Raw genomic sequence first — 23,911 nt, 5'->3', positions numbered from 1 at the left:
GGGACGTGGCCAGGCGCGAGCGGGTCGTACGGATGTCGGTCGAGCAGCCGCTGTGGCGTGCGCTGACGGCGTATCGCATTCTGACGATGCTCTACGCGGTGCTGCTCGCCGTCTTCGGCCGGGACAGGTACGACCGGCCGTGGGTCGCCATCGTCTTCCTGGTGGTGATGGCGGCGTGGACGCTCGGCACCCTTCCGAAGGTCGCGGGCGCCGCCGCCTGCACCAAGCGTTTCCTCGGCGCCGACCTGACACTCGCGCTCGTCGGCATCCTCCTCACCCCGCTCGCCGACTTCGAGGCCCAGCACGTCGACGGCCCCACGTTGCCCTCTATCTGGACGGCGGGTTCCGTACTGGCCTTCGCGATCAAGGGCGGCTGGCGCTGGGCGGCCGTCGCCTCCTCCTTCGTCGCCGTCGCCAACATCATCGAGCGCGGCGAGCCCAGCCGGGACACCTTCCACAACGTCCTGCTGGTCTGGGTCGCCTCCATCGCCATCGGCTACGTCGTCGAGGTGGCGCGGGCCAGTGAGCGCACCCTGGCCCGCGCCCTGGAGATCGAGGCCGCCACTCGCGAGCGGGAACGGCTGGCCCGCGACATCCACGACAGCGTGCTCCAGGTCCTCGCGATGGTGCAGCGCCGCGGCACCGCGCTGGGCGGCGAGGCCGCCGAACTGGGCCGGATGGCGGGCGAGCAGGAAGTCGCCCTGCGCACCCTCGTCTCCAGCGGTCTGCTGCCCACCACCAGGGTCTCCGAGGACGCCGCCGAGGGTGCCGTAGTCCGTAGCGTCGAGGTCGACGACGAACCGTCCGGGCAGGCCGACTCCGATCTGCGTTCCCTGCTCGCCCCGTACGCCGGCTCCCGGACCAGCTTCGCGGAGCCGGGAGCTCCGGTGCTGCTCGCCCCCGCCGCCGCGCGGGAGCTGGCGGCCGCTGTCAGTGCCGCCCTGGACAATGTCAGGGTCCACGCGGGAGAGCACGCCCAGGCCTGGATCCTGGTGGAGGACTGGCCGGACGAGGTGATCGTCACGGTCCGGGACGACGGGCCCGGCATCCCGGAGGGCCGGCTCGCCCAGGCCGAGGGGGAGGGGCGGATGGGGGTCGCCCTGTCGATCCGGGGAAGGCTGCGTGACCTGGGCGGCACGGCGGAGTTGATTTCGGTGCCCGGCCAGGGCACCGAGGTCGAGTTGAAGGTACCGAAGGTTTCACGGGGGAAGGCGGGATCAGCCGGATGAGCACGGAGAACACCCAGGGCGCCGAGGGGCGGACCATCAGGGTGATGGTGGTCGACGACCATCCGATGTGGCGCGACGCGGTCGCCCGCGATCTTTCCGAGTCGGGTTTCGAGGTGGTGGCGACCGCCGGTGACGGACCGCAGGCCGTACGCAGGGCGAAGGCGGCCGTGCCCGATGTCCTCGTGCTCGACCTCAACTTGCCCGGCATGCCCGGCGTACAGGTCTGCAAGGAACTCGTCGGCTCCCACCCCGGCCTCCGGGTGCTGGTGCTCTCGGCGAGCGGTGAGCACGCCGACGTACTGGAAGCGGTCAAGTCGGGTGCCACCGGGTATCTGCTCAAGTCGGCCAGTACGCAGGAGCTGATTGAGGCCGTGCGGTCCACGGCCGTCGGCGATCCCGTCTTCACGCCGGGCCTGGCGGGACTGGTCCTCGGCGAATACCGCAGGCTCGCCTCCGACCCCGCACCCGTCGCGTCCGACGAACCCAAGGCCCCGCAGCTCACCGAGCGCGAGACCGAGGTGCTGCGGCTGGTCGCCAAGGGGCTCTCGTACAAGCAGATCGCCGAGCGCCTGGTCATCTCGCACCGCACCGTCCAGAACCATGTCCAGAACACCCTGGGCAAGCTCCAGTTGCACAACCGGGTGGAGCTCGTGCGGTACGCGATCGAGCGCGGCCTGGACGACGCCTGAACGCGCCGGAGCGTACAGCTCCGCATCTGTGAGACCAACCGCCCCGTAACGCAACGGATTTGACCTTCCGCCCCATCCCCGAGTGACCTGGATCACGATTAGCGTGGTGGCCGGGGGGCTCACTTCGGCGAAGGGATGCTGCCATGCGGGTCGGAGTACTGACCGGGGGCGGGGACTGCCCCGGGCTCAACGCGGTCATCCGTGCCATAGTCCGCAAGGGCGTGCAGGAGTACGGCTACGACTTCATCGGATTCCGGGACGGCTGGCGCGGTCCGCTGCAGGGCGAGACGGTGCCGCTCTCCATCCCCGCGGTACGGGGCATCCTGCCGCGCGGCGGCACCGTCCTCGGTTCCTCGCGCACCAATCCGCTCCGCGCGGAGCACGGCGTACGCCGGATCAGGGACAACCTCGCCAAGTACGAGGTCGACGCACTCGTCACGATCGGCGGCGAGGACACCCTCGGCGTGGCGGCGACCCTGTCGGACGAGCACGGCATCAGGTGCGTCGGCGTTCCCAAGACCATCGACAACGACCTGTCCGCCACCGACTACACCTTCGGCTTCGACACGGCCGTCGGCATCGCCACCGAGGCGATCGACCGGCTGCACACCACGGCCGAGTCCCATATGCGGGTCCTCGTCGTCGAGGTGATGGGCCGCCACGCGGGCTGGATCGCGCTGCACTCGGGACTGGCCGGCGGCGCGAACGTCATCCTCATCCCGGAACAGCGCTTCGACGTCGACCAGGTCTGTGCCTGGGTGGTCTCCCGTTTCAGGGCGAGCTACGCGCCGATAGTGGTGGTCGCCGAAGGGGCCGCGCCCCGGCAGGGCGAGATGATCCTCAAGGACGGATCGCACGACTCCTTCGGCCATGTCCGCCTCTCCGGCGTCGGCGAATGGCTGGCCAAGCAGATCGAGAGCCGCACCGGCAAGGAGGCCAGAACGACCGTCCTCGGCCATGTGCAGCGTGGCGGCACGCCGAGCGCCTTCGACCGCTGGCTGGCCACCCGCTTCGGCCTGCACGCCATCGACGCCGTGCGGGACGGCGACTTCGGCACGATGGTGGCTCTGAAGGGCACCGACATCGTGCGGGTGCCGATCGCGGAGGCGACGGCCCGGCTGAAGACGGTCGATCCGGCCCTCTACGCGGAGGCGGGTGTCTTCTTCGGCTGAGAGGCTGTCGGGTGACCTCTGATCGGGCGGCCACGCACGCTGCCCGCGTTGCCGAAATGTCCTGGTGGCTCATTCCCCAAGCTCTCGAAGAGCAGGGGAGACCCCATCCGAGGACGCCCCGGCGCCTTGGAAGCGCACGCACCGGTCCGCGTGCGCTTCGTGATCGATGGCCACCCGACAGCCTCTGAGCGGCGCGGCGCGGACCGGGCGGCGCGCCGGGGACATGGGCCGTATATTCGCGATGACCGGCCCATGTCCCCTGATCCATGCGATGTACGGGAGAAGTCGTGGAAATCCTGGCATTCGGCGTGCAGTCCGACGAGAAGCCGCTGATCGAGAAGGCCTTCGCCGGACAGCACGAGGTCCGTTGCCTGGACGTCTTCCTCACCAGGGACACCGCACCCATCGCGGCGGGCTACGAGATCATTTCCACCAGCGTCAACGCCGACCTGGGCAGCGCCGTCCTGCAGACCCTCGCGGCGGGTGGCACGCAGATGATCGCCCAGCGCTCCACCGGCTTCAACAACATCGACCTGGACGTGGCCGAACGGCTCGCGCTGCGGGTCGCCCGGGTCTCGTACTACTCGCCCTACTCGGTCGCGGAATTCGCCTGGACCCTCGCGATGGCGGTCAACCGCCGCGTCATCCGCGCCGCGAGCCGCACCCGTGACTTCGACTTCCGGCTCGACGGACTCCTCGGCCGGGACATGCACGGCCGCACGGCCGGCGTGATCGGTACGGGCAAGATCGGCGAGGCCTTCACCCGGATCGCCCACGGTTTCGGCATGAAGCTGCTCGGCTGGGACGTCGTCCAGAACCCCGCCTGCCTCGGCCTCGGCATGGAGTATGTCGACAAGGAGCGGCTCCTGGCCGAGTCCGACCTGATCAGCCTGCACGTCCCACTGCTGCCCACGACCCACCACGTCATCGACGAGGACGCCCTGGCACACATGAGGGACGACGCGATCCTGATCAACTCCAGTCGTGGCGGACTCATCGATACGGCGGCACTGGTCACCGAGCTCCGCGCGGGCCGTCTGCTGGGCGTGGGACTCGACGTGTACGAGGCGGAGGCCGGGCTCTTCTTCCTCGACAAGTCCCTGGAGGGCATCGACGACGACACCCTCGCCCGGCTCGTCACCTTCCCGAACGTCATCGTGACCTCGCACCAGGCGTACTACACCCAGGACGCGGTGGCCCAGATCATCGACGCCACCGTCCAGAACGTCGCCGACTATCTGGCCGGCCGCCGCAGCGACAACGTCCTCGTACCCGTGCTCGCCCGCTGAGCCGGGACCCCGGAGCTCCGCCGGGGTCCCGGCCGGCCCTTCAGCCGGCCACCGGCAGCCCCGCCAGCAGCCCGGCCACGATCGTCACCCCGCGCAGCGTCAGCACCGACTCCGGATGGAACTGCACCGAGGCGAAGCCCGGTCCGCGCAGCGCGTGCAGCTCCCCGGTCGCCGCGTCCAGGCTCGACTCGATGCCGTGCGCCGCCAGCTCGGTGACCGCCCCGTCGTCGCAGCGCGCGGTGAAGCTGTTGTAGAAGCCGACCGTCTCCGGCCGCCCGAACAGATCGATCCGGGCCTGCGTGCCCTGGTACGGCACGGCCTTGCGGACGATCTCCAGCCCCAGCTCCGCCGCGATCAGCTCATGGCCCAGACAGACCCCCAGCAGACCGTGCCGGTGATCACGGACCAGCTCCGCGGCGAACCCGCGCAGCAGCCGCATCTTCGGATCGGCCGTGTCGCCCGGATCACCGGGGCCGGGGCCCAGCACGACCGGGCCCTCGTGCGCCCGTACGCGCTCGCGCAGCCCCGGCTCGTCGTAGCGGTGCACCGACACCTCCAGACCCGAGGAGCGCAGCAGATGGGACAGCATCGCGGTGAACGTGTCCTCCCCGTCGATCACCAGAGCGTGACCGGACAGCTCGTGCGTACGCTCCTGCATCCGCAGCCAGAACGGCGCGAGACCGTCCCGCCGGGCTTCCAGCGCCGCCTGGACCCGAGGGTCGCCGGCCAGCTGCGGACGCGCGGCCGCGTCCCGCGGCCGGCCCGGCCGCACCCCCAGCGCGGCCAGCACCCCGGCCGCCTTCGCATGGGTCTCGGCGACCTCGCTGTCCGGATCGGAGTGGCGTACGAGCGTCGCCCCGACCGGCACCCGCAACCGCCCGTCGGCCGAGATGTCGGCGGTCCGGATCAGGATCGGCGAGTCCAGGGTCTGGGCCCCGCCCGGCTCCTCCCGCAGCAGGGCCAGCGCGCCCGCGTAGTAGCCGCGCCCGCCGGGCTCGTACCGCTCGATGACCCGGCAGGCGTTCTGCACGGGTGAGCCGGTGACCGTCGCCGCGAACATGGTCTCTTTCAGCACCTCCCGCACATCCAGCGAGGAGCGCCCGCGCAGCTCGTACTCCGTGTGGGCGAGATGGGCCATCTCCTTGAGCCGCGGTCCGACCACCACGCCGCCCATGTCGCCGACGGTGCACATCATCTTGAGTTCCTCGTCGACCACCATGGAGAGCTCGTCCCGCTCCTTTCGGTCGGAGAGGAAGGCCAGCAGACCCTCGGCGGTAGGGCCCTCGGCGGGATAGCGGTACGTACCGCTGATCGGGTTCATCACGACCGTCCCGCCGGACATCCGCACATGCACCTCGGGACTGGCGCCGACGAGCGTCCTCCCGCCCGTCGCCCGCCGCCCCGGGAAGGAGGGCTCGTCGGCCCCGTTGTCGCCCGTGTGCACGACGAAGGTCCAGTACGCGCCCCGCTCGCCGGCCAGCAGCCGCCGGAAGAGGGCCAGGGCGTCCGACCGGCCGAAGCCGGGGATCTCGCCCCGGAAGGTCCGCCGGATGACGAAGTTCGCGCCCTCGCCCTGCCCGATCTCGTCCTCGATGACCCGCCGGACGATCCCCGCGTACTCCTCGTCGGGGACATCGAAGGCCCCGCCCTCGACCCGTACCTCATGGGTCGGCAAATGGTCCAGCACCTCGGCGAGCGGCAGCTCGTACGCCTCCTCGGCGACCAGCACGGACAGCGGTGTCCCGTCGTCACGCACATCGAAACCACGCTCGGCGATCTGCCGGAACGGCACCAGGGCGAGCGAGGGCAGCGGACCGACCGGGAGGTCGGCGAGCCGGTCCGCTTCACGCACCCGGCCGATCAGCACCTCGACCGTGTCGTGGTCGTGACCGGGGGTACGCCTGCGCAGCAGCGCGAACGGTGGGGAGTCGTCGCACAGAAGCCTCTCGATGACGAGGTCCGTGCGGTGAGGCTGAGACATCGGGGGTGTTCCTTCCGGATGGAGGAACGGCTCCCGAAACGCAGAGAAGGCCGCCCCTCGGGCGGCCTTCGCGTGGTCTGTCGCGCGATCGATCAGTGGGCCGCCGGATGAGCGGTCCACCACCAGTTCTGGGTCTTCTGCGCGAACATGCTCCGAACCCTAGCGGACGCCCGGGTCATCCGAGCGCGCGTCTCAACTATTGAGCGTACGGATGGACGCACCGCCGGACCCCGTAATGTTGTCGATGTGACCGTGAACGCCAATACCTCCGTCGCCGGTGGCAACACCTGGCGAGACCTTCCCGCGGCGCAGCAGCCCGAGTACCCCGATGCCGAGGCTCTGCGCGATGTACTCGCGGACCTCGCGTCGTATCCGCCGCTCGTCTTCGCGGGCGAGTGCGACCAGCTGCGTGCCCGCATGGGAGCCGTCGCCAAGGGCGAGGCGTTCCTGCTGCAGGGCGGTGACTGCGCCGAGGCCTTCGACGGCGTGTCGGCCGAGCACATCCGGGCCAAGCTGAAGACGCTGCTCCAGATGAGTGCCGTTCTGACCTACGCGGCCTCCGTGCCCGTGGTCAAGGTGGGCCGGATCGCCGGCCAGTACTCCAAGCCGCGCTCCAAGTCGACCGAGACCCGCGACGGCGTCACCCTGCCGACCTACCGCGGCGATTCCGTCAACGGCTTCGCCTTCACCGAGGAAGCCCGCGTTCCGGACCCGGAGCGGCTGAAGCAGATGTACCACGCGTCCGCTTCCACGCTGAACCTGGTCCGCGCCTTCACCACCGGCGGCTACGCCGACCTGCGCCAGGTGCACGCCTGGAACCAGGACTTCGTGAAGTCGTCGCCGTCCGGCCAGCGCTACGAGGCGCTCGCGCGCGAGATCGACAACGCGCTGAACTTCATGAAGGCGTGCGGTACGGACCCGGCCGAGTTCAAGGCGGTCGAGTTCTACGCCTCGCACGAGGGCCTGCTGCTGGACTACGAGTCGGCGCTGACCCGCACCGACTCGCGCACCGGCGAGCTGTACGACACCTCGGGCCACATGGTCTGGATCGGTGAGCGCACCCGTCAGATGGACGGCGCGCACATCGAGTTCGCCTCGAAGATCCGCAACCCCATCGGCATCAAGCTCGGCCCGACGACCACCGTCGACGAGGCGCTCGGCTACATCGACCGCCTCGACCCCGAGCGCGAGCCCGGCCGGCTGACCTTCATCGTCCGCATGGGCGCCGACAAGGTCCGCGACAAGCTTCCCGACCTGGTCGAGAAGGTCACCGCCTCCGGTGCCACCGTGGCCTGGGTGACCGACCCGATGCACGGCAACACCTTCGAGGCCGCCTCCGGCCACAAGACCCGTCGCTTCGACGACGTCCTGGACGAGGTCAAGGGCTTCTTCGAGGTGCACAAGGGCCTCGGTACGCACCCGGGCGGCATCCACGTCGAGCTCACCGGTGACGATGTCACCGAGTGCGTCGGTGGCGGACACGAGATCTTCGTGGACGATCTGCACCAGCGCTACGAGACGGCCTGCGACCCGCGGCTCAACCGCAGCCAGTCCCTCGACCTGGCGTTCCTGGTCGCGGAGATGTACCGGGACCAGTAGGCATCACCGCAGGTGGCGCGCGTACGACTGTGGGGCACGGATCGATGTGATCCGTGCCCCACAGGGCGTTCGGAGGTTTTCACGGGCTCTTGGCGCCGGGTAAGGTTAGGTAAGCCTCACCGATTACGGGGTGGCAGCAACGACCGATCCCGCCGGGAGGTGAACCGCGTGTACGTCTGTTCGTGCTTCGGCATCACGGAGAAGCAGGTCAAGGAACATGCGGACGCCGGTGCGTGCACGCCCCGGCAGATAGCCTCCGCCTGCAAGGCGGGCACGGACTGCGGCGGCTGCGTCCGTGCCATCCAGGCGGTGCTGGGCCGTGGCGCCTGCCCGCGCCGCGAATTGCTGGACCGGAAGCGGACGCCCGGCACGGCCGACGAGTCCGCCGTGGACGCCGTCCCCGCGTCCGGCCCGGGGTCCGCTCCCGGCATCGCCCCGGGCGTGGCCCCGGGAATCCGGCTCTCCGAAGCGGCCTGACTCTCGCGGGGCCCTGACCGTCGCGAAGTCCTGGGGCACCCGAGCCCGGCATGATCCGAACGAGAGACCCTGGCGCCGTGACCGGCACTGAGGGCTGTCCCGTCATCCCTGGCGGGCGCGCGACGACAGCTACAGCTACGGCACCTCGCCGCGTTGTCGGAACGCCCGCATACATCCAGTACGCGGACGTCCCTCCGCCTTGCGATGCACCGCATCTGACGCCGCGCGCTGATCCACCACGGATTACGGGACAGCCTTCAGCTGTCCGGCTGCTCGATCTGCTGCGCGATGTAGAGCGGCTCGCCGAGCTTCTCGACCAGTTCCAGCTGGGTGTCGAGGTAGTCGATGTGGTGCTCCTCGTCCTCCAGGATCGATTCAAAGATGTTTGCGGACGTGATGTCGCCCTTGCCACGCATCAGGTCGATCCCGCGCTTGAGGCGGTCGATCGCCTCTACCTCGACCTGGCGGTCGGCCTGGAACATCTCGGTGACGGTCTGCCCCACTCGTACATGGAAAAGCCGCTGGTAGTTGGGCAGTCCATCGAGGAAGAGGATGCGGTCCGTGAGGATCTCGGCGTGCTTCATCTCGTCGAACGACTCGGAGCGGGTGTACTTCGCGAGCTTTGTCCAGCCGAAGTTGTCCTGCATCTTTGCATGCAGGAAGTACTGGTTGATGGCAGTCAATTCGGCGGTCAGCTGCTCGTTCAGGAACTCAAGGACCTCGGGGTCGCCCTGCATCGCAGAGGCTCCTTCCAACCGGTGAACGGGGCAAGTTGGCCGCATCCTCGCATCGCACCCGGCGATCGTCCAGTAAGTGCATGCTTAGTATGAGTTGCCCGAATTGCCCCCTGTCCTGGTCGGGACCACCCCTGCCTGTCTGTCACCATGGAGGCATGGGTCAGCCGGAAAGCCGGGAAAACCGCGCGTCAGAGCAGTCCGAGCTTCCGCCGGGACAGCGACTCCAGCGTGGTTGGCCGGTTACCCACTACGGGCCGGTTCCCAAGTTCAAGCCCGACCGCTGGGAGTTCCGGGTCTTCGGTGCCACGGTGGACGGCGAGAAGCGCTGCTGGAACCATCAGGAGTTCTCGGAGCTGCCGTTCGCCTCGGTCGTCGCCGATCTGCACTGCGTCACCAAATTCAGCATGCTCGGCGCCGAATGGGGCGGGGTTCTCGCCCGTACGATCCTGGAACTCGCGCCCCCCGCGCCGAACGTCACCCATGTGATGGTCTGGGCCGAATACGGGTTCAGCTCGAATCTGCGGCTCTCCGACTTCGCCTCGGACCGAACGCTTTTCGCCACCCACAAGGGTGGTGAGCTGCTCACCGCCGAGCATGGCTTTCCGCTCCGGCTCGTGGTGCCGCACCTCTATGCCTGGAAGGGACCCAAGTGGGTCCGTGGCATCGAGTACATGACCGCCGACCGCCGGGGCTTCTGGGAGGAGCGCGGCTACCACAACATCGGCGACCCGTGGCGCGAGCAGCGTTACTCGTACCAGGAGGAGCCCGGGGACGGCCCCGAGCTCTGACCTGACGGCTGCCGGTCGCGTCCGGTCGTCCTCAGTGGTGGTACTGGTGCACCACCGCGTGGCCCTTGCCCCGGCCGATCATCCACTTGTTGACCGGTGTGGTGACGACGAAGGCGAGGCCGAGCGAGAGCGCGAGCGCCCCCCAGAACAGCGCGTCGGCGAGGGTCGCATCCATGGCGCCCGGCCACAGCGCGATCACGCCGTTGTCGATCAGCTCCATCACCGCGATGGAGAGGGTGTCGGCGGCGAGGGCGACCCGGAGGGCGGCTGGTGTGGCCTGTGGGGTCGATGTCGGCAACGTGGCTCGGGTGGTCGACGTGACCTGCGCGGCTTGCATGGGTCACGCGCTCGCTGTGCCGCTCGTGCGGGCTCTGGTTCGCGTGTGGCGTCTCGTGTTGCATGGCGATCCCCCGATGCCGAGTAACGGATCCTGCTGACGGCGAGAACCGTATACCCTCATGGGGTATTCCTCGCTGAGAACAGGACGGCGGCTCAGGAACTCAGTCGCGGTCGCGCAGCCCCTTCAGCCGGGCCACATCCGCCGCATGGCCCTCCTTGCCGCCCGGCGTCTCGATGATCAGCGGTACGCCGGCGGTCGCCGGATGCGAGAACAGCTCCCGGAACGGTTCCTCACCGATGTGCCCGGCGCCGATGTTCTCGTGCCGGTCCTTGTGGGCGCCCACCAGGTCCTTGGAGTCATTGGCGTGGATCAGTTTCAGCCGGCCCTCGCCGACCGTCTCCACCAGCAGGTCCAGGGTCTGCCGCATGCCTGCGGGGCCCGCCAGATCATGGCCCGCCGCGTATATGTGGCAGGTGTCGAGACAGACGCCGAGCCGGGGGTGGGCATCGAGCGCGTCGAAGTACGGGCCGAAGTCCCAGGTCCGCGAGCAGAGCGAGAACCCCTGTCCGGCGGTCGACTCCAGCAGGAGGTACGGGTCGTCGTCGTGCGTCAGCTCGTCCAGGAGCGGCCTCAGGTGCGTGCGTACCTGTGCGAGGGCCTGCGCGCGCGGCCGGCCGCCGGTCGCCGATCCGGTGTGCACCACGACGCCCAGGGCGCCTATCTCACGAGCCCGGCGCAGCGAGTGACGCAGTGATTCCACGGACTTCTCGACGGTGGCCTCGGTGTGCGAACCGAAGTTGATCAGATACGGGGCGTGGACGTACGCCGGCATGGAACCGGCGGCGCACTCCGCGCGGAACTGTTCGTCCTGGGCCGGATTTCCGGCGGGCGTCGCCCAGCCGCGCGGGTTGGCGACGAAGACCTGGACGGCCTCCGCCCCCATCTCGCGGGCGTAGGGGAGGCCGACCTTGGCGAGGCCGCCGGCCACGGGAACATGGCCGCCGACGGGGTTGCGCATGTGGATCTAGAGTCCCTTGGTCTTGATGGTGATGGTGCTGCCCTCGGGGGCCTGCCGGCCACCGGCGACGGACTGGCTCGCGATCGTGTCGCTGAAGGAGAGGAACGGGCGGTCGACCTTGACTTCGAAGCCCGCGTCCTCCAGCTCGCTCCTGGCGTCGTCGAGATTCTTGCCGGTGACGTCCGGGACGTCGATCATCCGCGGTCCCTTGGAGACCGTGAGAGTGATGGTGTCGCCCTCGGCGGCCCGGCTGCCCTCGGCCGGTGACTGATGCGCGATGTCGCCCGCGACCTCGGGGGAATTGACCCGGTCGGGCAGCACCTCGGCCTTCAGCCCCTCCTTGTCCAGCGCGGCGGTGGCGTCCTCGACGGACAGCCCGGTGACATCGGGGACATCGACCGGAGCGCCCTTGCTGACCACCAGGGCGACCGCGGAGTCCGGGTGGCGCTCGGTGCCCGCCTCGGGATCCGTACGGATCACTTCGCCCCGGTCCGTGTCCTCGCTGAATTCCTTGGTGACCATGCCGGGCACCAGGCCGGCCTTCTCTAGCGCGCGTTTGGCGTCGGCCGGCGCGAGACCCTGGACATCGGGCACCTTCACGATCTCCGGGCCGCGCGAGACGACGAGCGTCACCGCGTCGTTCCCCCGGATGCGGGCGCCGGAAGCGGGATCGCTGCTGATGACCTCGCCGCGCGCCACGGTGTCGCTGTAGTCCCGCTTGACGCCCTTGAGCTCCAGGCCCGCGTCCGAGAGCCGCTTCTGGGCGGCCTTCTCGGTCTGCCCGAGCAGCGAGGGGACCCGGGTGAACTGTCCGGAGTTGATGTACCAGACACCGGTGCCGATCCCCAGCGCCAGCAGCACGGCGACGACCACGGCTATGACGGAGCGCCGCGGACCGCGTCGGCCCTCCGGCGGTATCGGCGGGGGCATTTCCAGCCGGCTGGTGTGGTGGGCGACGCCCTGGTCGGCCGGGAGCAGCCGGGGGATCACGCTCGTGCGGTCCTCGGCGGCGTCGTGCGCCTCGGCGAGGGCCTGCGGCGGTACGGCGTCGAGTTGCGCGTCGGTGAGTCCGGCGCGGGCCTCCCGGGTCTCGGCGAGCAGCGCCACCGCGTCGAACGGGCGGACCTCGGGGTTGCGGGCGGTGGCGCTCGCCACCAGGTCGTCGAGCTCGACGGGGAGACCCGCGACGGCGGCCGACGGGGCCGGGACGTCCGCGTTGAGGTGCTGGTAGATGACCTGGGCGGGGGTGTCACCGGCGTGCGGCTTGGACCCGGTCAGCATTTCGTACAGGACGACACCGCAGGCGTACACATCCGTGCGCGTGTCCGCCGTGCCGTGTTCTATCTGCTCGGGGGCGAGATAGGAGACGGTGCCCAGGACGGACCCGGTGGTGTTGGTGACGGTGCCCACCGCCCGCACGAGCCCGAAGTCGGCGACCTTGACCCGGCCGTCGTCCCCTATGAGGACGTTCTCCGGCTTCATGTCGCGGTGCACGAAGCCCGCCCGGTGTGCGGCGCCGAGGGCGGCGAGCACCGGTTCCAGGATGTCCAGTGCGGCCCTCGGCTGCAGGGCGCCACGATCACGCAGTACGTCGCGCAGGGTGCAGCCCGCGACGTACTCCATCGCGAGGTAGACGTACTGTCCCTGGGCGCCCTGGTCGAAGACCGCGACCACATTGGGGTGCGCCAGCCGGGCCACGGACTTGGCCTCGCGGATGAAGCGCTCGACGAACGAGGCGTCGGTGGCGAGCGCCGGGTGCATCACCTTGAGGGCGAGCACCCGGTCGAGCCGGGTGTCCACGGCCCGGTAGACCGTGGCCATGCCGCCCACGGCGATGCGGGCATCGACGCGGTAACGGCCGTCGAGCACCTGCCCGACAAGAGGGTCCTGGAGGGTCGTATCCACGCATGCGAGTCTACGAGCAGCCACGGACACGGCTCACGCGCCGGGGCACACCCGGGGCAGTACTGCAGCCGAGCCGTGACAGGGACATGCGCCCCAGGCGTCCCGGCGGGTCCACGGTGGCGCCCCGCCGGGGCACGGTCGGTCCCGGCGGGGCCGGCGGGTCAGAACGCCGGACGTTCCGGGTCCAGCACCGCGCGCCCTTCCACCGGGGAGGAAGCCTCGGCGAAGTGCCGGCGCGGGATCCGGCCCGCGCGGTACGCCAGCCTCCCGCCCGCCACCGCGTGCCGCATCGCCGCGGCCATCAGCTCGGGCTCCTGGGCCCGGGTCACCGCGGACGCCAGCATCACCGCCGCGCACCCCAGCTCCATCGCGAGCGCCGCGTCCGACGCCGTTCCGGCGCCCGCGTCGAGGATCACCGGCACCCGGGCCTGCTCGACGATGAGCTGGAAGTTGTGCGGGTTGCGGATGCCGAGGCCGGAGCCGATGGGGGAGCCGAGCGGCATGATCGCCGCGCACCCCACGTCCTGGAGCCTGCGGGCCAGCACCGGATCGTCGTTGGTGTAGGGCAGCACGGTGAAGCCGTCGTCCACCAGGGTCTCCGCGGCGTCCAGCAGCTCGATCGGGTCGGGCAACAGGGTCCGCTCGTCGGCCACCACCTCCAGCTTGATCCAGTCGGTGCCGAGCGCCTCGCGGGCCAGCCGGGCGGTCAGCACGGCCTCGCCCGCGGTGAAGCAGCCCGCCGTGTTCGGCAGCACGCGAATGGAGAGCCGCCGGAGCACGGAGAGCACCGAGCCCTGCACGGTCGGGTCGAGGCGGCGCATCGCGACGGTGGTCAGTTCGGTACCGGAGGCGGTCAGTGAGCGTTCGAGCACGTCGAGGCTGGGTGCCCCGCCCGTCCCCATGATCAGCCGGGAGCCGAAGGCGGTGTCGCCGAGGGTGAAGAGGTCGTCGGACATGGTCAGCCTCCCTGGACCGCGGTCAGGACCTCGACGCGGTCACCGTCGCCGAGCACAGCGGTGGACCACTGGCCGCGCGGGACGACGGTCTCGTTGACGGCGGCCGCGACGCCGGAGTGCGCGGCGGTCAGGGTGGCTACGAGGGTGTCCAGGGTGGTGCCCGCGGCGAGGAGGCGGACCTCGCCGTTCACGGACACGGACAGGGGCGCGGGCTCGGGAGTGGAAGCCGGCTCGGACAGGGGCGCGGGCTCGGTCATGCGGGCTGCTCCTGACGTACGGGGGCGGCGGGTGAGAAACGGAACGGGGTGAAGGGGCGGGCCACCTCGGGCACCTCGCCACTGGTGAGGAGCTCCGCCATGACGTCACCGGTGACGGGGGTGAGCAACACCCCGTTGCGGTGGTGGCCGGTGGCGAGGTGGAGGCCGGGCAGGGCGGTGGGGCCGAGCAGCGGGGCGTTGTCGGGGGAGGCGGGGCGCAGACCGGCCCAGGTCTCGGTGAGCGGCAGTTCGGTGATGCCGGGCACCAGTTCGTGGGCGTCCCGCAGCAGCTCGTAGACGCCGCCGGCGGTGACGGTGGTGTCCCAGCCCATCTCCTCGCTGGTGGCGCCGACGACCAGTTCGCCGTTCTCGCGTGGTACGAGATAGACATGGCTGCCCCGGACCACGGCCCGGACCGTCCGGGTGAGGAAGGGCGCGTACGCGGCGGGCACCGTCAGCCGCAGCACCTGTCCCTTCACCGGACGGACCGGCGGCACGACCTCGTCCGGCAGTCCCGGGAGCCGGCCGCTCAGGCTGCCCGCGGCGAGCACGACCTGGTCGGCGGTGAGTTCCGTGCCCCCCGCGAGGACGGTTCCGGTGGCCCGGTCGCGTACCACCGTCAGGCGCTCCACCCATCCGCGGTGGAAGACCACCCCGGCCCGCTCGCAGGCGGCCAGCAGCGCGGTGGCCAGTCGGCGGGGATCGATCTGGTGGTCGCCGTCGACCCGCAGACCGCCGCGGACGCCCGGCGCGAGCATCGGCTCCAGGCGGCGGCATTCGCGGCCGGTGAGCCACTCCGACTCCAGGCCGGAACGCTGCTGCAGGGCGTGCAGTTCCCGCAGATGGGCGCGGTCGTCGGAGTCCAGCGCGACGGCCAGCGTGCCGCAGGCGCGGAAGCCGGTCTCCCGCCCGCTCGCCGCCTCCAGTTCGGCCGCGAAGTCCGGATAGCGGGCGGCCGAGGCGACATTGAGGCCCAGCAGCATCTGTTCGCCGTAGTGGAGTTCGGTGACGGCGGCCAGCATGCCGGCCGCCACCCGGGCGGCCCCGCCGCCCGGTTCGGGGTCGACGACCGCGGTGCGCAGTCCGCGTTGCGCGGCCCGCCAGGCGGTCACCAGACCGATGATCCCGCCCCCGATGACGAGGACGTCGGATCCGTTTCCGTTCCGAGAAGAACGCATGGGCGTCCAGCCCCTCCCTTCGCCGGCATGACCCGGATCAGGTTCGTACGGTCGGAGGCCGCCCCAGCCTCCCTCTCAGCCCGGTGCGTCCGGGCTCCCGCGAGTGTTTTACGTTGGCCACCCTAAACCCCGCCCGCCGGACCCAGTAAGGGAGCAGCCATCGTGGCCCGTTCGCTCGACGGACTCGTCCTCTCGCCGGTCGCCGACCAGGCCCCTGGCCAGGTCGGCACCCGTACCCGCTTCACGTACCACGAGGAGAACGGCCGGATCTGGGCCGAGTACGCGGGCGGCGACGTGGTCCGCGGCCATCTCGTCGGCACCCGCGCGGGCGACGCCCTCGACTTCCGCTACGTCCAGCTGAAGCACGACGGAACGACATCCTCCGGCCACTGTGTCTCCACCGTCGTCGACCTCGCGGACGGCAGGGTCCGGCTGGACGAGCGGTGGGAATGGGAGTCGCAGGACGGCAGCGGTACGAGCACGGTGGAGGAGCTCTCCTTTCCTGACGATGCGTCAGATGCGTAAGGTGTACGGGTGAGCGAACAGCAGCAGTCGGAGCGGCCGGACCGGCAGGCGGGGCGACGTGTCGTCATCGTCGGCGCGGGCATGGCCGGAGTACAGACGGCGGTGGCCCTGCGGGAGCAGGGCTTCACCGGCCCCGTCACCCTGATCGGCGCCGAGCCGCACCAGCCCTACGACCGGCCCCCGCTGTCCAAGGCGGTACTGCTGGGCGAGGCCGAGGGCTCCGCCTTCGACGTCGACTTCGAGGCACTGGACATCGATCTGTGGCTGGGGTGCGAAGTCACCGGTGTACGGCCCGCGGCGCACGAGCTGGGCACGCCGTCAGGACCCGTTCCCTACGACGTCCTGGTGGTCGCGACCGGCGCCGAACCGATCGTCCTGCCCGGTGCCGAAGGCGTTCCCGGGGTCCATCTGCTGCGCACCCTCGACGACGCGGCACGACTGCGGCCCGTCCTCGACGAGCGGCACGGCGTCGTGGTCGTCGGCGCGGGCTGGATCGGCGCGGAGTTCGCCACCGCGGCCCGCGCCGCGGGCTGCGCGGTCACCGTCGTCGAGGCCGCCGACCGGCCGCTCGCCGGCGCGATGCCCGCCGAGGTCGCCGCCCCGATGGCGGCCTGGTACGCCGAGAGCGGCGCCGAACTCCTCACCGGGGCCCGGGTCGAGCGCATCGAACCCGGCCGTGTGATCCTCGCGGACGGTCGCGCTATCCCGGCCGGAGCGGTCGTCGTCGGCATCGGCGCACGGCCCGCCACCGGCTGGCTCTCCGGCTCCGGCATCGCGCTCGGCCCCGACGGATCGGTGACCGCCGACGACGCGCTGCGCACCTCGCTGCCCGATGTGTACGCGGTCGGCGACTGCGCCTCGTTCCCCTCCGCCCGATACGGCGAACGCCTTCTCGTCCACCACTGGGACAACGCCCTCCAGGGCCCGCGCACCGCCGCCGCCAACATCATCGCGGCAGGGGCCGAGGACGGTCCGCCGCCGCGGACGTACGACCCCGTGCCGTACTTCTGGTCCGAGCAGTTCGGCCGGTTCGTGCAGTACGCGGGCCACTACGCGGCGGCCGACACCCTGCTGTGGCGCGGCGATCCGACGGACCCCGCCTGGTCGGTGTGCTGGCTGCGCGACGGCGTCCTGGTCGCGGTCCTCGCCGTCGGCCGTCCCCGCGATCTGGCGCAGGGGCGCAGACTCATCGAGGCGGGGGCGCGGCTCGATCCGGCACGGGTCGCGGACCCCTCCGTACCGCTGAAGTCGGCGACCCCCTGACGGCGTACCCGGCACCCCCGTACGGTCGGCCCGGCTACCGACTGTCGGTCCGGGATGGCACGCTTGTCCCCGTGACCGAGATTGACGCAAAGATCGATGCTCTCGTCCCTGCCTGGCTCTACCTCCCCGACATCGCGGAAATGCTCGATGTCGAGGTGACGCGCGTGCGGCAGCTGGTCAAGGAGGGCCAGCTCATCGCCGTACGACGTGGTGAGAACCGGGCGCTGCAGGTGCCTGCCGCCTTTATCGCGGGCGACAAGGTCGTCAAGGGCCTCTCCGGGACCCTGACGCTGCTGCGGGACGACGGCTTCACCGACGAAGAGATGCTGGAATGGCTCTTCACCCCCGACCCGACCCTGCCCGGCACCCCTGCCCAGGCGCTGAGCGAGAATCGCGGCACGGAGGTGAAGCGTCGCGCCCAGGCGCTCGCCGTCTGACCGCCGGCCGTAGGTGAGGTGCGGGCCCCGCGGTATCGCGCGGCCCGCACCCCGCACCGTCCCGACCACCGCTCCACCACGCTCTCCAGGGGGAACCGCACCATGTCCACGCCTCGCGCGCTGCTGTCCGACGCCCGGCTGTATCTGTGCACGGACGCCCGCAAGCGGCAGGGTGACCTCCCCGCCTTCCTGGACGCCGTCCTCTCCAGCGGGGTGGACATCGTCCAGCTGCGCGACAAGGGCATGGAAGCGGCCGAGGAGCTCGAACACCTGGCTGTCCTCGCCGAAGCCTGCAGGCGCCACGGCAAGCTCCTCGCGGTGAACGACCGGGCCGATGTCGCCCACGCCATCGGCTCCGACGTGCTGCATCTCGGCCAGGGCGACCTGCCGGTGCCCGCCGCCCGCGCCATCACCGGCGAGAAGGTGGTGATCGGCCGCTCCACCCACGCGGAGTCCGAGGTCGACGCGGCCGTCGCCGAGCCCGGTGTGGACTACTTCTGCACAGGCCCCTGCTGGCCCACCCCGACCAAGCCCGGCCGGCCCGCCCCGGGGCTGGACCTGGTGCGCCACGCCGCCTCGCTCGGCACGCGGCGCCCGTGGTTCGCCATCGGCGGGATCGACGCGGGCAACCTCGACGAGGTGCTGGACGCCGGAGCCCGCCGGGTGGTCGTCGTACGGGCGATCACGGAGGCCGCCGACCCCGCCGCCGCCACCGCCGAGCTCGCCGAGCGAATCCGGGCACGCACCGGAGCGTGATCCGGCCAGATGTCCGAGGGGTGGACAAACAACCTGTCAATTCGGACAATTAACGCTGGTCTGGTCCTGCGGTCGTCGCGCTCTGGTTAACCTGCCCATATGGCCCTTGGCACATCTTCCACCAGGACGGATCACGCGCGTACGGTGCGTGAGCTCCTTGCGACCGGCAAGACCTCGTATTCGTTCGAGTTCTGGGCGCCGAAGACCGAGAAGGGCGAGCGGAATCTCTGGAACGCGCTCCGCCGCGTGGAGGCGGTGGGGCCGAGCTTCGTCTCCGTGACCTACGGGGCCGGCGGCTCCACCCGGGCCGGGACGGTCAAGGCCACCCAGCAGATCGCCGCCGACTCCACCCTCACTCCGGTCGCGCACCTCACGGCGGTCGACCACTCCGTCGCCGAGCTGCGCAACATGATCGGGCAGTACGCCGACGCCGGAATCCGGAACATCCTCGCCGTGCGCGGAGACCCGCCCGGCGACCCGATGGGTGCGTGGATCGATCACCCGCAGGGTGTGCGGTACGCGGCCGATCTCGTCCGGCTCATCAAGGAATCCGGCGATTTCTGTGTCGGCGTCGCGGCATTTCCCGAGATGCATCCCCGCTCGACCGACTGGGACACCGACATCCGGCATTTCGTGGACAAGTGCCGCGCCGGTGCCGACTATGCCATCACTCAGATGTTCTTCAATCCGGAGGACTATTTGCGGATGCGTGACCGCGTGGTCGCGGCGGGTTGCGAAACCCCGATCATCCCCGAGGTCATGCCGCTGACCAGCGTCAAGCAACTGGACCGGTTCGCGCAGCTCAGCAACGCGTCTTTCCCTTCCTCTCTGAAAGAACGCATCCTCGCCGCCAAGGACGATCCCGCCGCTGTACGCTCCATTGGCATCGACTTCGCAACGCGGTTCTGCGCGAGGCTGCGCTCCGAGGGTGTGCCCGGACTGCACTTCATCACGCTCAACAACTCGACGGCGACGCTCGAAATCTACGAGAATCTCGGACTGCACAAGCAGTCGTGACCGGCCGTACCCGCCACGACCCGGGGCGGTGGCCGTAGGAGGGGGCGGGCATGGGCTGGACGGTCCTCTACATCGCGTTCGGAATAGTCGCGCTGTGGCTGCTCGGCGAGGTGCTCCTGCAGTACAAGGCGCGCCTGCGCTGGCGTCTGCTCGCCTTCGCGGGCTTCGGCTGTGTCGTCGTCGGCGTGCTGATACCGTCCGTGTTCGTCATCGCCCTCGGCACGATCGCGTTCGCGACCGGTCAGACCTACGTCACGTTGTCCTTCCGGCGGGGCTTCTCCACCGGCTGGGCGATAGGGGGCAGCCCCGGCGCGAGCCGCCGCCGCCGGGGTGGCGGCGGGCGGGCGCGCCGGGAGCCCACCCTTGAGGTGTCGGACCTGGAAATGGAGTACGACGGGCAGTTCCCGCAGCGGACGGGTGCCGAGGCGGCTGCGACACCGGCGGCCACGGTCTACGAGCCGGAACCGCTGCCGGACGACACCGGGCAGTACGGCGTCTACGGCGATCAACGCCAGTCGCAGCAGTCGCAGCAGAGTGCGCAGCCCGAGCAGCAGCCGCAGTACGCCGCCTATGAGCCCTACGCCGACCACGCCGCTTACGCGGCGCACGGCCAGGACCCGTACGCCGGTCACGACGCCTTCGGCGGACAGGACCCCCTGGCCGGCCAGCACGACTACGGCACCGACCGGCAGCAGTACGCCGCGTATTCCGATCCGTACATCGGGACCGGCGCCGGTGGCTCCACGCAGTACACCTCGTACGACAGCCACGGCAACGGCTTCGACGGCTACGGGGCCCAGCAGCAGCACGCCGCCGACCCGTACGCCCAGGAGTACGCCGCCGAGACCCCGCCCGGCGGGGTCTGGGTGCCGCAACAGCGCGAGGGCGAGCAGTACCCGGCCGCGCCCCCGCAGCAGCCTGCCCCGCACCCGAACGGCTACGCCGACGGCAACGGCTACGACGAACAGCAGCACCGCTACTGACGACGGCCCGGCCAGGGTCTGCGGGGGAGACCGGGGGCGGGACGGCGACCGGAGGCACCCGGAATCCCCGGCGCGCCGCGAGCCGGCCTCTCCCGCCTCATTGGGAGCCCCGGAATCCGTCTCCCTCCACGATCAGCCCGGCGACCAGCGCCCCCGACATTCCCGCGTGGGCGAGCCCGCCGCCCGGGTGCGACCAGCCCCCCGCGGCGTAGAGCCCCGGCAGCCGGGTGCGATTGCCCGGATGCAGATACCCGCCCTCCGCCCCGGCCAGCGTGGGCGCGGGCACCGAGCCGCCCTCGGCGCCGGTCTCCGCCGCGGTCTCGGCCGGGGTCCGCACCTCGGCGTGGAGCAGCCGGTCCCGTATGCCGGGCACGACCGCGCCCGCCGCCTCGATCAGCGCGTCGGCACACCGCTCGCGCAACGCCGCGTCCGTCCAGTCCACCGCCCCGTGCGGAGCGACCGTCGCCATCAGTGTCACCGCCTCGTGCGCGTCGTCGGGGCGGGTCGACGGGTCGTCCGGACGCAGCACCGTCACCGTGGGACGGCCTGCGAGCCTGCCGCCGAACACCGCCTCGCGCTCCGCCCCGCCGTCGGCCGGGTGCACCAGCGTCCGGTGCACGGCATCCGCGGGCCGGGCGCCACGCAGCGACAGCAGGACCAGGAACCGGCCCGGCAGCACGCCCTGCCCCCGCGGCTGCACCGCCACGTCGCCGTCGCGCCACAGCTCCTGACCGGGCACCAGGCCCGGATGCGGACGGGCCCCCAGCACCACATGGGCGGCCTCGGCCACCGTTCCGTCCGTCAGCTCGACACCCGCCGCCCGGCCGTCCTTCTCGACGACCCGGGCCACCTCGCCGCCGAAGGCGAACTCCACCTTCCGGGCCAGACACCGCTCGTACACCGCCTGCGCCAGGGCCCGGATCCCGCCGGAGACGTACCAGCTGCCGAAGGTCTCCTCCATGTACGGCAGCAGGGCTGCCGCCGCCGGTGCGCGCAGCGGGTCCAAGCCGTACGACAGGGCATATCCGTCGAGGAGGGCCGCGAGCCGGGGGTCCGAGAGTTCCCACGCGCCGATCTCCGTCAGCGTGTCCGCCTGCCGGGCCGGGCGCAGCAGCCTGCGCTGCCGGAGCGCCGGATAGGGATCACGTCCGAGCACCTGCCAGTCGGCGCGCAAGGGCTCTTCGAGCAGAGGACGCCTCGACCGGTCCCAGGCATCCCGCGCCCGGTCGAGGAACTCGCCCCAGGCCGTGCCCGCGCCGCTCCCGAGCGCGGCGTCCAGGGCGGCGACCACTCCGGCCCGTGAGGCATTCGGCAGGGAGACCGCCGTGCCGTCCGCGAAGACGTGGCGGCTCGCCGGATCGACCTGCGTCATGGTGACGCATCGCTCCAGCGGCTCCTTGCCTGTCTTCACGAACAAGTCGCGGTAGACCGCGGGCAGATGCAGCAGCGTGGGACCGGTGTCGAAGGCGAAGCCCTCATGGGCATACCGGCCGACGGAGCCGCCGAAGGTCTCCGACCGCTCGTACACCGTCACCCGATGGCCTGCCACGGCGAGCCGGGCAGCCGCCGCCATCGCGCCCATCCCGGCGCCGATCACCGCAATACGTGCCATGTCAGTGACCTTAACGGCCGCCTGTGACACTCACTCCGGCGGCCAGTGCGAACCTGCCCCGGCCAGGCGTTTCTCCTCGCGGCGCCGGCCCCTGCGGCGCAGGAACCGGCGGATCCGGGACGCCAGGAAGAGCAGTGTCACGATGCCGAGCAGCAGCAGCGTCCCGGCGATGACGGCGGCCACCAGCGGATGGAATATCGCGAAGGTGACGATCCCCGCGACGCCCAGGTCCTCGGCCGTGCTCACCGCGATGTTGCTGAACGGCTCGGGGGAACTGTTGACCGCCATCCTGGTGCCCGCCTTCACCAGATGGCTCGCCAGTGCGGTGGAACCGCCGATGGCACCGGCCGCGAGCTCCGGCAGCGACCCGCTCTCCCCGGCCAGCAGGGCTGCCACGACGGCACCGGCGACCGGCCTGACGACGGTGTGCACCGAGTCCCAGACCGAGTCCACGTACGGGATCTTGTCCGCCACCACCTCGCAGAGGAAGAGGACACCGGCCACCACGAGGACATCGGTGCGCTGCAGCGACGCGGGCACCTCGTCGGAGAGGCCGGTCGCGCCGAAGACACCGAGCAACAGGACCACCGCGTAGGCGTTGATCCCGCTCGCCCAGCCGCTTGTGAACACCAGAGGGAGTACGGACACGGGGCGATCGTAACGAGAGGGCGCGCGGGCCGGGGTGGGGTTCGGTGCGCAGCCCTGAGTATCCGTACCTAGGCGATGAGATGAGTAGGTGCGCGGATGGGCTCCCGCCTGCGTTGACGGGAGAGTGGAGAACACGGGGAGGGGCGCGGCCCGGCACCGCCGGCACGGGGCGGCGGAACGGGCGCGGTACCCCTTCCGGAACGGGGGAGCACGACGGAGGGCCCGGGGACCACGGGGGAGAACGGGGCACGGGGGAAGGCCCTCCGGCAGCACGGAAGGCGCCGGTCCGGCGCAGGCTCGGGGGGATCGAGCCTCGCCGGACCGGCGCCTTCGTGCGTCGGTGCGCCAGGTCGTCGCGGGGACGGCCGGGCCGTGGGGACGGTCCGGCGCACGGTCGGCCGGCCCCGCACCGTGGGTCAGCGCCCGCTGACCCGCCCGTGCAGCAGCAGCGACAGCGCCGAGTGCACATCGTCGATCGACCGCTCCGGCTGGAACGCCTGCCAGTCCAGAGCCGCCACGAGCACCATCCCGACCAGGGCCGCGGCCGTCAGCGGAATGTCGATCTCCTCGCTGAGCTCACCGTTGTCCACGCCTTCGCGCAGCACCCCTTCGACCACGGCGACGGCCTCCTGACGCACCACCAGGAGGGTCGACTGCCAGGCCCGGTTGGTGCGCCACAGCTCCGCGACGTAGAGCTGGGTGAAGGACGGATAGCGGTCGATGAAGGCCAGACCGGCTCTGATCATCGCGTCCAGGGCCTCGACCCGGGTGCCGCCGCGCGCCCCGGTCCCCTCGGCCGCGGAGCGCAGCGATGCCGTGAGCAGCCCGACGCCGTGGCGCAGCAGCTCCTCGAACAGCTCGGTCTTGCTCTTGAAGTTGTAGTAGACCGTGCCCTTGGCGACCCCGGCGCGCTCGGCGATCTCGTCCACCGTGGTCGCCGAGAATCCCTTTTCGGCGATGAGAGTGACGGCCGCCTCGTAGAGCCTCTGCCGGGTGGCCTGGCGGCGCGTGGTGCTACTGCTTTCCATGCCCCCGATTCTCACAGGTCCGGGCGC

At 70.9% G+C, this 23,911-nt stretch carries 25 protein-coding genes and 1 riboswitch; of the genes, 13 read left to right on the top strand and 12 right to left on the bottom strand.

Features of this window, described 5'->3' with window-relative positions:
• Positions 1–5: 5 nt before the first annotated feature.
• The 4 genes from macS (at position 6) to ACZ68L_RS29295 (ending at position 4,379) form a co-directional block, all read left to right on the top strand.
• Positions 6–1,229 carry a MacS family sensor histidine kinase gene (macS, locus tag ACZ68L_RS29310; RefSeq protein ID WP_469582465.1) on the top strand — a complete coding sequence of 408 codons (1,224 nt, stop codon included), beginning with the start codon at positions 6–8 and terminating at the stop codon, positions 1,227–1,229.
• On the top strand, positions 1,226–1,918 hold the full coding sequence (locus ACZ68L_RS29305; RefSeq protein ID WP_469582463.1) for a response regulator: 693 nt from the start codon (positions 1,226–1,228) through the stop codon (positions 1,916–1,918). The genes macS and ACZ68L_RS29305 overlap by 4 nt, the downstream gene beginning before the upstream one ends.
• A gap of 143 nt (positions 1,919–2,061) precedes the next feature.
• On the top strand, positions 2,062–3,090 hold the full coding sequence (locus tag ACZ68L_RS29300) for a 6-phosphofructokinase (protein WP_469582460.1): 1,029 nt from the start codon (positions 2,062–2,064) through the stop codon (positions 3,088–3,090).
• Between the two features lie 287 nt (positions 3,091–3,377).
• The gene (locus ACZ68L_RS29295; protein ID WP_469582457.1) at positions 3,378–4,379 is read left to right on the top strand and encodes a 2-hydroxyacid dehydrogenase; all 1,002 of its coding nucleotides are present in this window, start codon (positions 3,378–3,380) and stop codon (positions 4,377–4,379) included.
• Positions 4,380–4,419: 40 nt separating this feature from the next.
• Here the strand turns inward: ACZ68L_RS29295 and ACZ68L_RS29290 are convergent, their stop codons facing one another.
• Both ACZ68L_RS29290 and ACZ68L_RS29285 read right to left on the bottom strand, forming a co-directional pair.
• The gene (locus ACZ68L_RS29290) at positions 4,420–6,360 is read right to left on the bottom strand and encodes an anthranilate synthase family protein (protein ID WP_469582454.1); all 1,941 of its coding nucleotides are present in this window, start codon (positions 6,358–6,360) and stop codon (positions 4,420–4,422) included.
• A gap of 92 nt (positions 6,361–6,452) precedes the next feature.
• Positions 6,453–6,509, bottom strand: a complete 57-nt coding sequence (locus ACZ68L_RS29285) for a trp operon leader peptide (RefSeq protein ID WP_469582519.1) — start codon at positions 6,507–6,509, stop codon at positions 6,453–6,455.
• A gap of 103 nt (positions 6,510–6,612) precedes the next feature.
• On the opposite strand from ACZ68L_RS29285, the gene ACZ68L_RS29280 reads away from it, so the two are divergent.
• Positions 6,613–7,959, top strand: a complete 1,347-nt coding sequence (locus ACZ68L_RS29280; protein WP_469582516.1) for a class II 3-deoxy-7-phosphoheptulonate synthase — start codon at positions 6,613–6,615, stop codon at positions 7,957–7,959.
• Between the two features lie 168 nt (positions 7,960–8,127).
• On the top strand, positions 8,128–8,436 hold the full coding sequence (locus tag ACZ68L_RS29275) for a (2Fe-2S)-binding protein (RefSeq protein ID WP_469582451.1): 309 nt from the start codon (positions 8,128–8,130) through the stop codon (positions 8,434–8,436).
• A 257-nt stretch (positions 8,437–8,693) separates the two neighbouring features.
• On the opposite strand, the gene bfr is transcribed toward ACZ68L_RS29275, so the two are convergent.
• A complete protein-coding gene (gene bfr, locus ACZ68L_RS29270; RefSeq protein ID WP_329616800.1) occupies positions 8,694–9,173 on the bottom strand; it encodes a bacterioferritin in 480 nt (159 codons plus the stop codon).
• A gap of 155 nt (positions 9,174–9,328) precedes the next feature.
• Between bfr and ACZ68L_RS29265 the strand changes: the two genes are divergently transcribed.
• The gene (locus ACZ68L_RS29265; RefSeq protein ID WP_469582447.1) at positions 9,329–9,961 is read left to right on the top strand and encodes a sulfite oxidase-like oxidoreductase; all 633 of its coding nucleotides are present in this window, start codon (positions 9,329–9,331) and stop codon (positions 9,959–9,961) included.
• A 31-nt stretch (positions 9,962–9,992) separates the two neighbouring features.
• On the opposite strand, the gene ACZ68L_RS29260 is transcribed toward ACZ68L_RS29265, so the two are convergent.
• The 6 genes from ACZ68L_RS29260 to thiO all read right to left on the bottom strand — a co-directional run bounded on the left by ACZ68L_RS29260 (position 9,993) and on the right by thiO (position 15,615).
• Positions 9,993–10,298, bottom strand: coding sequence for a DUF4396 domain-containing protein (locus tag ACZ68L_RS29260; RefSeq protein WP_469582445.1), 306 nt, complete (start codon positions 10,296–10,298; stop codon positions 9,993–9,995).
• 163 nt (positions 10,299–10,461) lie between these two features.
• Entirely contained in the window at positions 10,462–11,319 is an 858-nt protein-coding gene (locus ACZ68L_RS29255) for a deoxyribonuclease IV (RefSeq protein ID WP_469582442.1), read from the bottom strand.
• A gap of 6 nt (positions 11,320–11,325) precedes the next feature.
• The gene (pknB, locus tag ACZ68L_RS29250) at positions 11,326–13,224 is read right to left on the bottom strand and encodes a Stk1 family PASTA domain-containing Ser/Thr kinase (protein WP_469582441.1); all 1,899 of its coding nucleotides are present in this window, start codon (positions 13,222–13,224) and stop codon (positions 11,326–11,328) included.
• A gap of 161 nt (positions 13,225–13,385) precedes the next feature.
• The gene (locus ACZ68L_RS29245) at positions 13,386–14,180 is read right to left on the bottom strand and encodes a thiazole synthase (protein WP_469582440.1); all 795 of its coding nucleotides are present in this window, start codon (positions 14,178–14,180) and stop codon (positions 13,386–13,388) included.
• A gap of 2 nt (positions 14,181–14,182) precedes the next feature.
• Entirely contained in the window at positions 14,183–14,437 is a 255-nt protein-coding gene (gene thiS / locus ACZ68L_RS29240) for a sulfur carrier protein ThiS (RefSeq protein WP_469582434.1), read from the bottom strand.
• Positions 14,434–15,615: a glycine oxidase ThiO gene (gene thiO, locus ACZ68L_RS29235; RefSeq protein WP_469582432.1), complete on the bottom strand. Its 1,182-nt coding sequence runs from the start codon at positions 15,613–15,615 to the stop codon at positions 14,434–14,436. The genes thiS and thiO overlap by 4 nt, the downstream gene beginning before the upstream one ends.
• Positions 15,613–15,726: riboswitch (TPP riboswitch) on the bottom strand. Its footprint overlaps the gene before it by 3 nt.
• Before the next feature lie 51 nt (positions 15,727–15,777).
• Here thiO and ACZ68L_RS29230 point away from each other — a divergent pair.
• The 6 genes from ACZ68L_RS29230 (at position 15,778) to ACZ68L_RS29205 (ending at position 20,596) form a co-directional block, all read left to right on the top strand.
• Entirely contained in the window at positions 15,778–16,140 is a 363-nt protein-coding gene (locus ACZ68L_RS29230; RefSeq protein WP_469582429.1) for an avidin-fold protein, read from the top strand.
• A gap of 9 nt (positions 16,141–16,149) precedes the next feature.
• Positions 16,150–17,403: an NAD(P)/FAD-dependent oxidoreductase gene (locus tag ACZ68L_RS29225; RefSeq protein ID WP_469582426.1), complete on the top strand. Its 1,254-nt coding sequence runs from the start codon at positions 16,150–16,152 to the stop codon at positions 17,401–17,403.
• A gap of 71 nt (positions 17,404–17,474) precedes the next feature.
• Entirely contained in the window at positions 17,475–17,840 is a 366-nt protein-coding gene (locus ACZ68L_RS29220; RefSeq protein WP_469582424.1) for an Rv2175c family DNA-binding protein, read from the top strand.
• Between the two features lie 102 nt (positions 17,841–17,942).
• A complete protein-coding gene (gene thiE / locus ACZ68L_RS29215) occupies positions 17,943–18,596 on the top strand; it encodes a thiamine phosphate synthase (RefSeq protein ID WP_469582421.1) in 654 nt (217 codons plus the stop codon).
• 99 nt (positions 18,597–18,695) lie between these two features.
• Positions 18,696–19,613 carry a methylenetetrahydrofolate reductase [NAD(P)H] gene (metF, locus tag ACZ68L_RS29210; RefSeq protein ID WP_469582418.1) on the top strand — a complete coding sequence of 306 codons (918 nt, stop codon included), beginning with the start codon at positions 18,696–18,698 and terminating at the stop codon, positions 19,611–19,613.
• Between the two features lie 50 nt (positions 19,614–19,663).
• Positions 19,664–20,596 (top strand): hypothetical protein, encoded by a 933-nt coding sequence (locus ACZ68L_RS29205; RefSeq protein ID WP_469582416.1) that lies wholly within the window; start codon positions 19,664–19,666, stop codon positions 20,594–20,596.
• Positions 20,597–20,693: 97 nt separating this feature from the next.
• Here the strand turns inward: ACZ68L_RS29205 and ACZ68L_RS29200 are convergent, their stop codons facing one another.
• The 3 genes from ACZ68L_RS29200 to ACZ68L_RS29190 form a co-directional block, all read right to left on the bottom strand.
• The gene (locus tag ACZ68L_RS29200; RefSeq protein WP_469582413.1) at positions 20,694–22,208 is read right to left on the bottom strand and encodes a phytoene desaturase family protein; all 1,515 of its coding nucleotides are present in this window, start codon (positions 22,206–22,208) and stop codon (positions 20,694–20,696) included.
• 30 nt (positions 22,209–22,238) lie between these two features.
• On the bottom strand, positions 22,239–22,856 hold the full coding sequence (locus ACZ68L_RS29195) for a DUF4126 domain-containing protein (RefSeq protein ID WP_469582411.1): 618 nt from the start codon (positions 22,854–22,856) through the stop codon (positions 22,239–22,241).
• A gap of 416 nt (positions 22,857–23,272) precedes the next feature.
• The gene (locus tag ACZ68L_RS29190; RefSeq protein ID WP_376280292.1) at positions 23,273–23,884 is read right to left on the bottom strand and encodes a TetR/AcrR family transcriptional regulator; all 612 of its coding nucleotides are present in this window, start codon (positions 23,882–23,884) and stop codon (positions 23,273–23,275) included.
• Positions 23,885–23,911 lie beyond the last annotated feature (27 nt).

Source organism: Streptomyces sp. NPDC104309 (genome assembly GCF_055584025.1).
The sequence above is the reverse complement of the archived record's forward strand: the minus strand, read 5'-3'. Positions and strand labels throughout refer to the sequence as shown.

Coding starts and splice junctions, on each gene's coding strand:
- ACZ68L_RS29305 (WP_469582463.1), top strand. CDS start 1,226: ATGAGCACGGAGAACACCCAGGGCGCCGAGGGGCGGACCATCAGGGTG.
- ACZ68L_RS29300 (WP_469582460.1), top strand. CDS start 2,062: ATGCGGGTCGGAGTACTGACCGGGGGCGGGGACTGCCCCGGGCTCAAC.
- ACZ68L_RS29290 (WP_469582454.1), bottom strand. CDS start 6,360: ATGTCTCAGCCTCACCGCACGGACCTCGTCATCGAGAGGCTTCTGTGC.
- bfr (WP_329616800.1), bottom strand. CDS start 9,173: ATGCAGGGCGACCCCGAGGTCCTTGAGTTCCTGAACGAGCAGCTGACC.
- ACZ68L_RS29265 (WP_469582447.1), top strand. CDS start 9,329: ATGGGTCAGCCGGAAAGCCGGGAAAACCGCGCGTCAGAGCAGTCCGAG.
- ACZ68L_RS29260 (WP_469582445.1), bottom strand. CDS start 10,298: ATGCAAGCCGCGCAGGTCACGTCGACCACCCGAGCCACGTTGCCGACA.
- ACZ68L_RS29255 (WP_469582442.1), bottom strand. CDS start 11,319: ATGCGCAACCCCGTCGGCGGCCATGTTCCCGTGGCCGGCGGCCTCGCC.
- ACZ68L_RS29245 (WP_469582440.1), bottom strand. CDS start 14,180: ATGTCCGACGACCTCTTCACCCTCGGCGACACCGCCTTCGGCTCCCGG.
- thiS (WP_469582434.1), bottom strand. CDS start 14,437: ATGACCGAGCCCGCGCCCCTGTCCGAGCCGGCTTCCACTCCCGAGCCC.
- thiO (WP_469582432.1), bottom strand. CDS start 15,615: ATGCGTTCTTCTCGGAACGGAAACGGATCCGACGTCCTCGTCATCGGG.
- thiE (WP_469582421.1), top strand. CDS start 17,943: ATGTCCACGCCTCGCGCGCTGCTGTCCGACGCCCGGCTGTATCTGTGC.
- metF (WP_469582418.1), top strand. CDS start 18,696: ATGGCCCTTGGCACATCTTCCACCAGGACGGATCACGCGCGTACGGTG.
- ACZ68L_RS29205 (WP_469582416.1), top strand. CDS start 19,664: ATGGGCTGGACGGTCCTCTACATCGCGTTCGGAATAGTCGCGCTGTGG.
- ACZ68L_RS29200 (WP_469582413.1), bottom strand. CDS start 22,208: ATGGCACGTATTGCGGTGATCGGCGCCGGGATGGGCGCGATGGCGGCG.
- ACZ68L_RS29190 (WP_376280292.1), bottom strand. CDS start 23,884: ATGGAAAGCAGTAGCACCACGCGCCGCCAGGCCACCCGGCAGAGGCTC.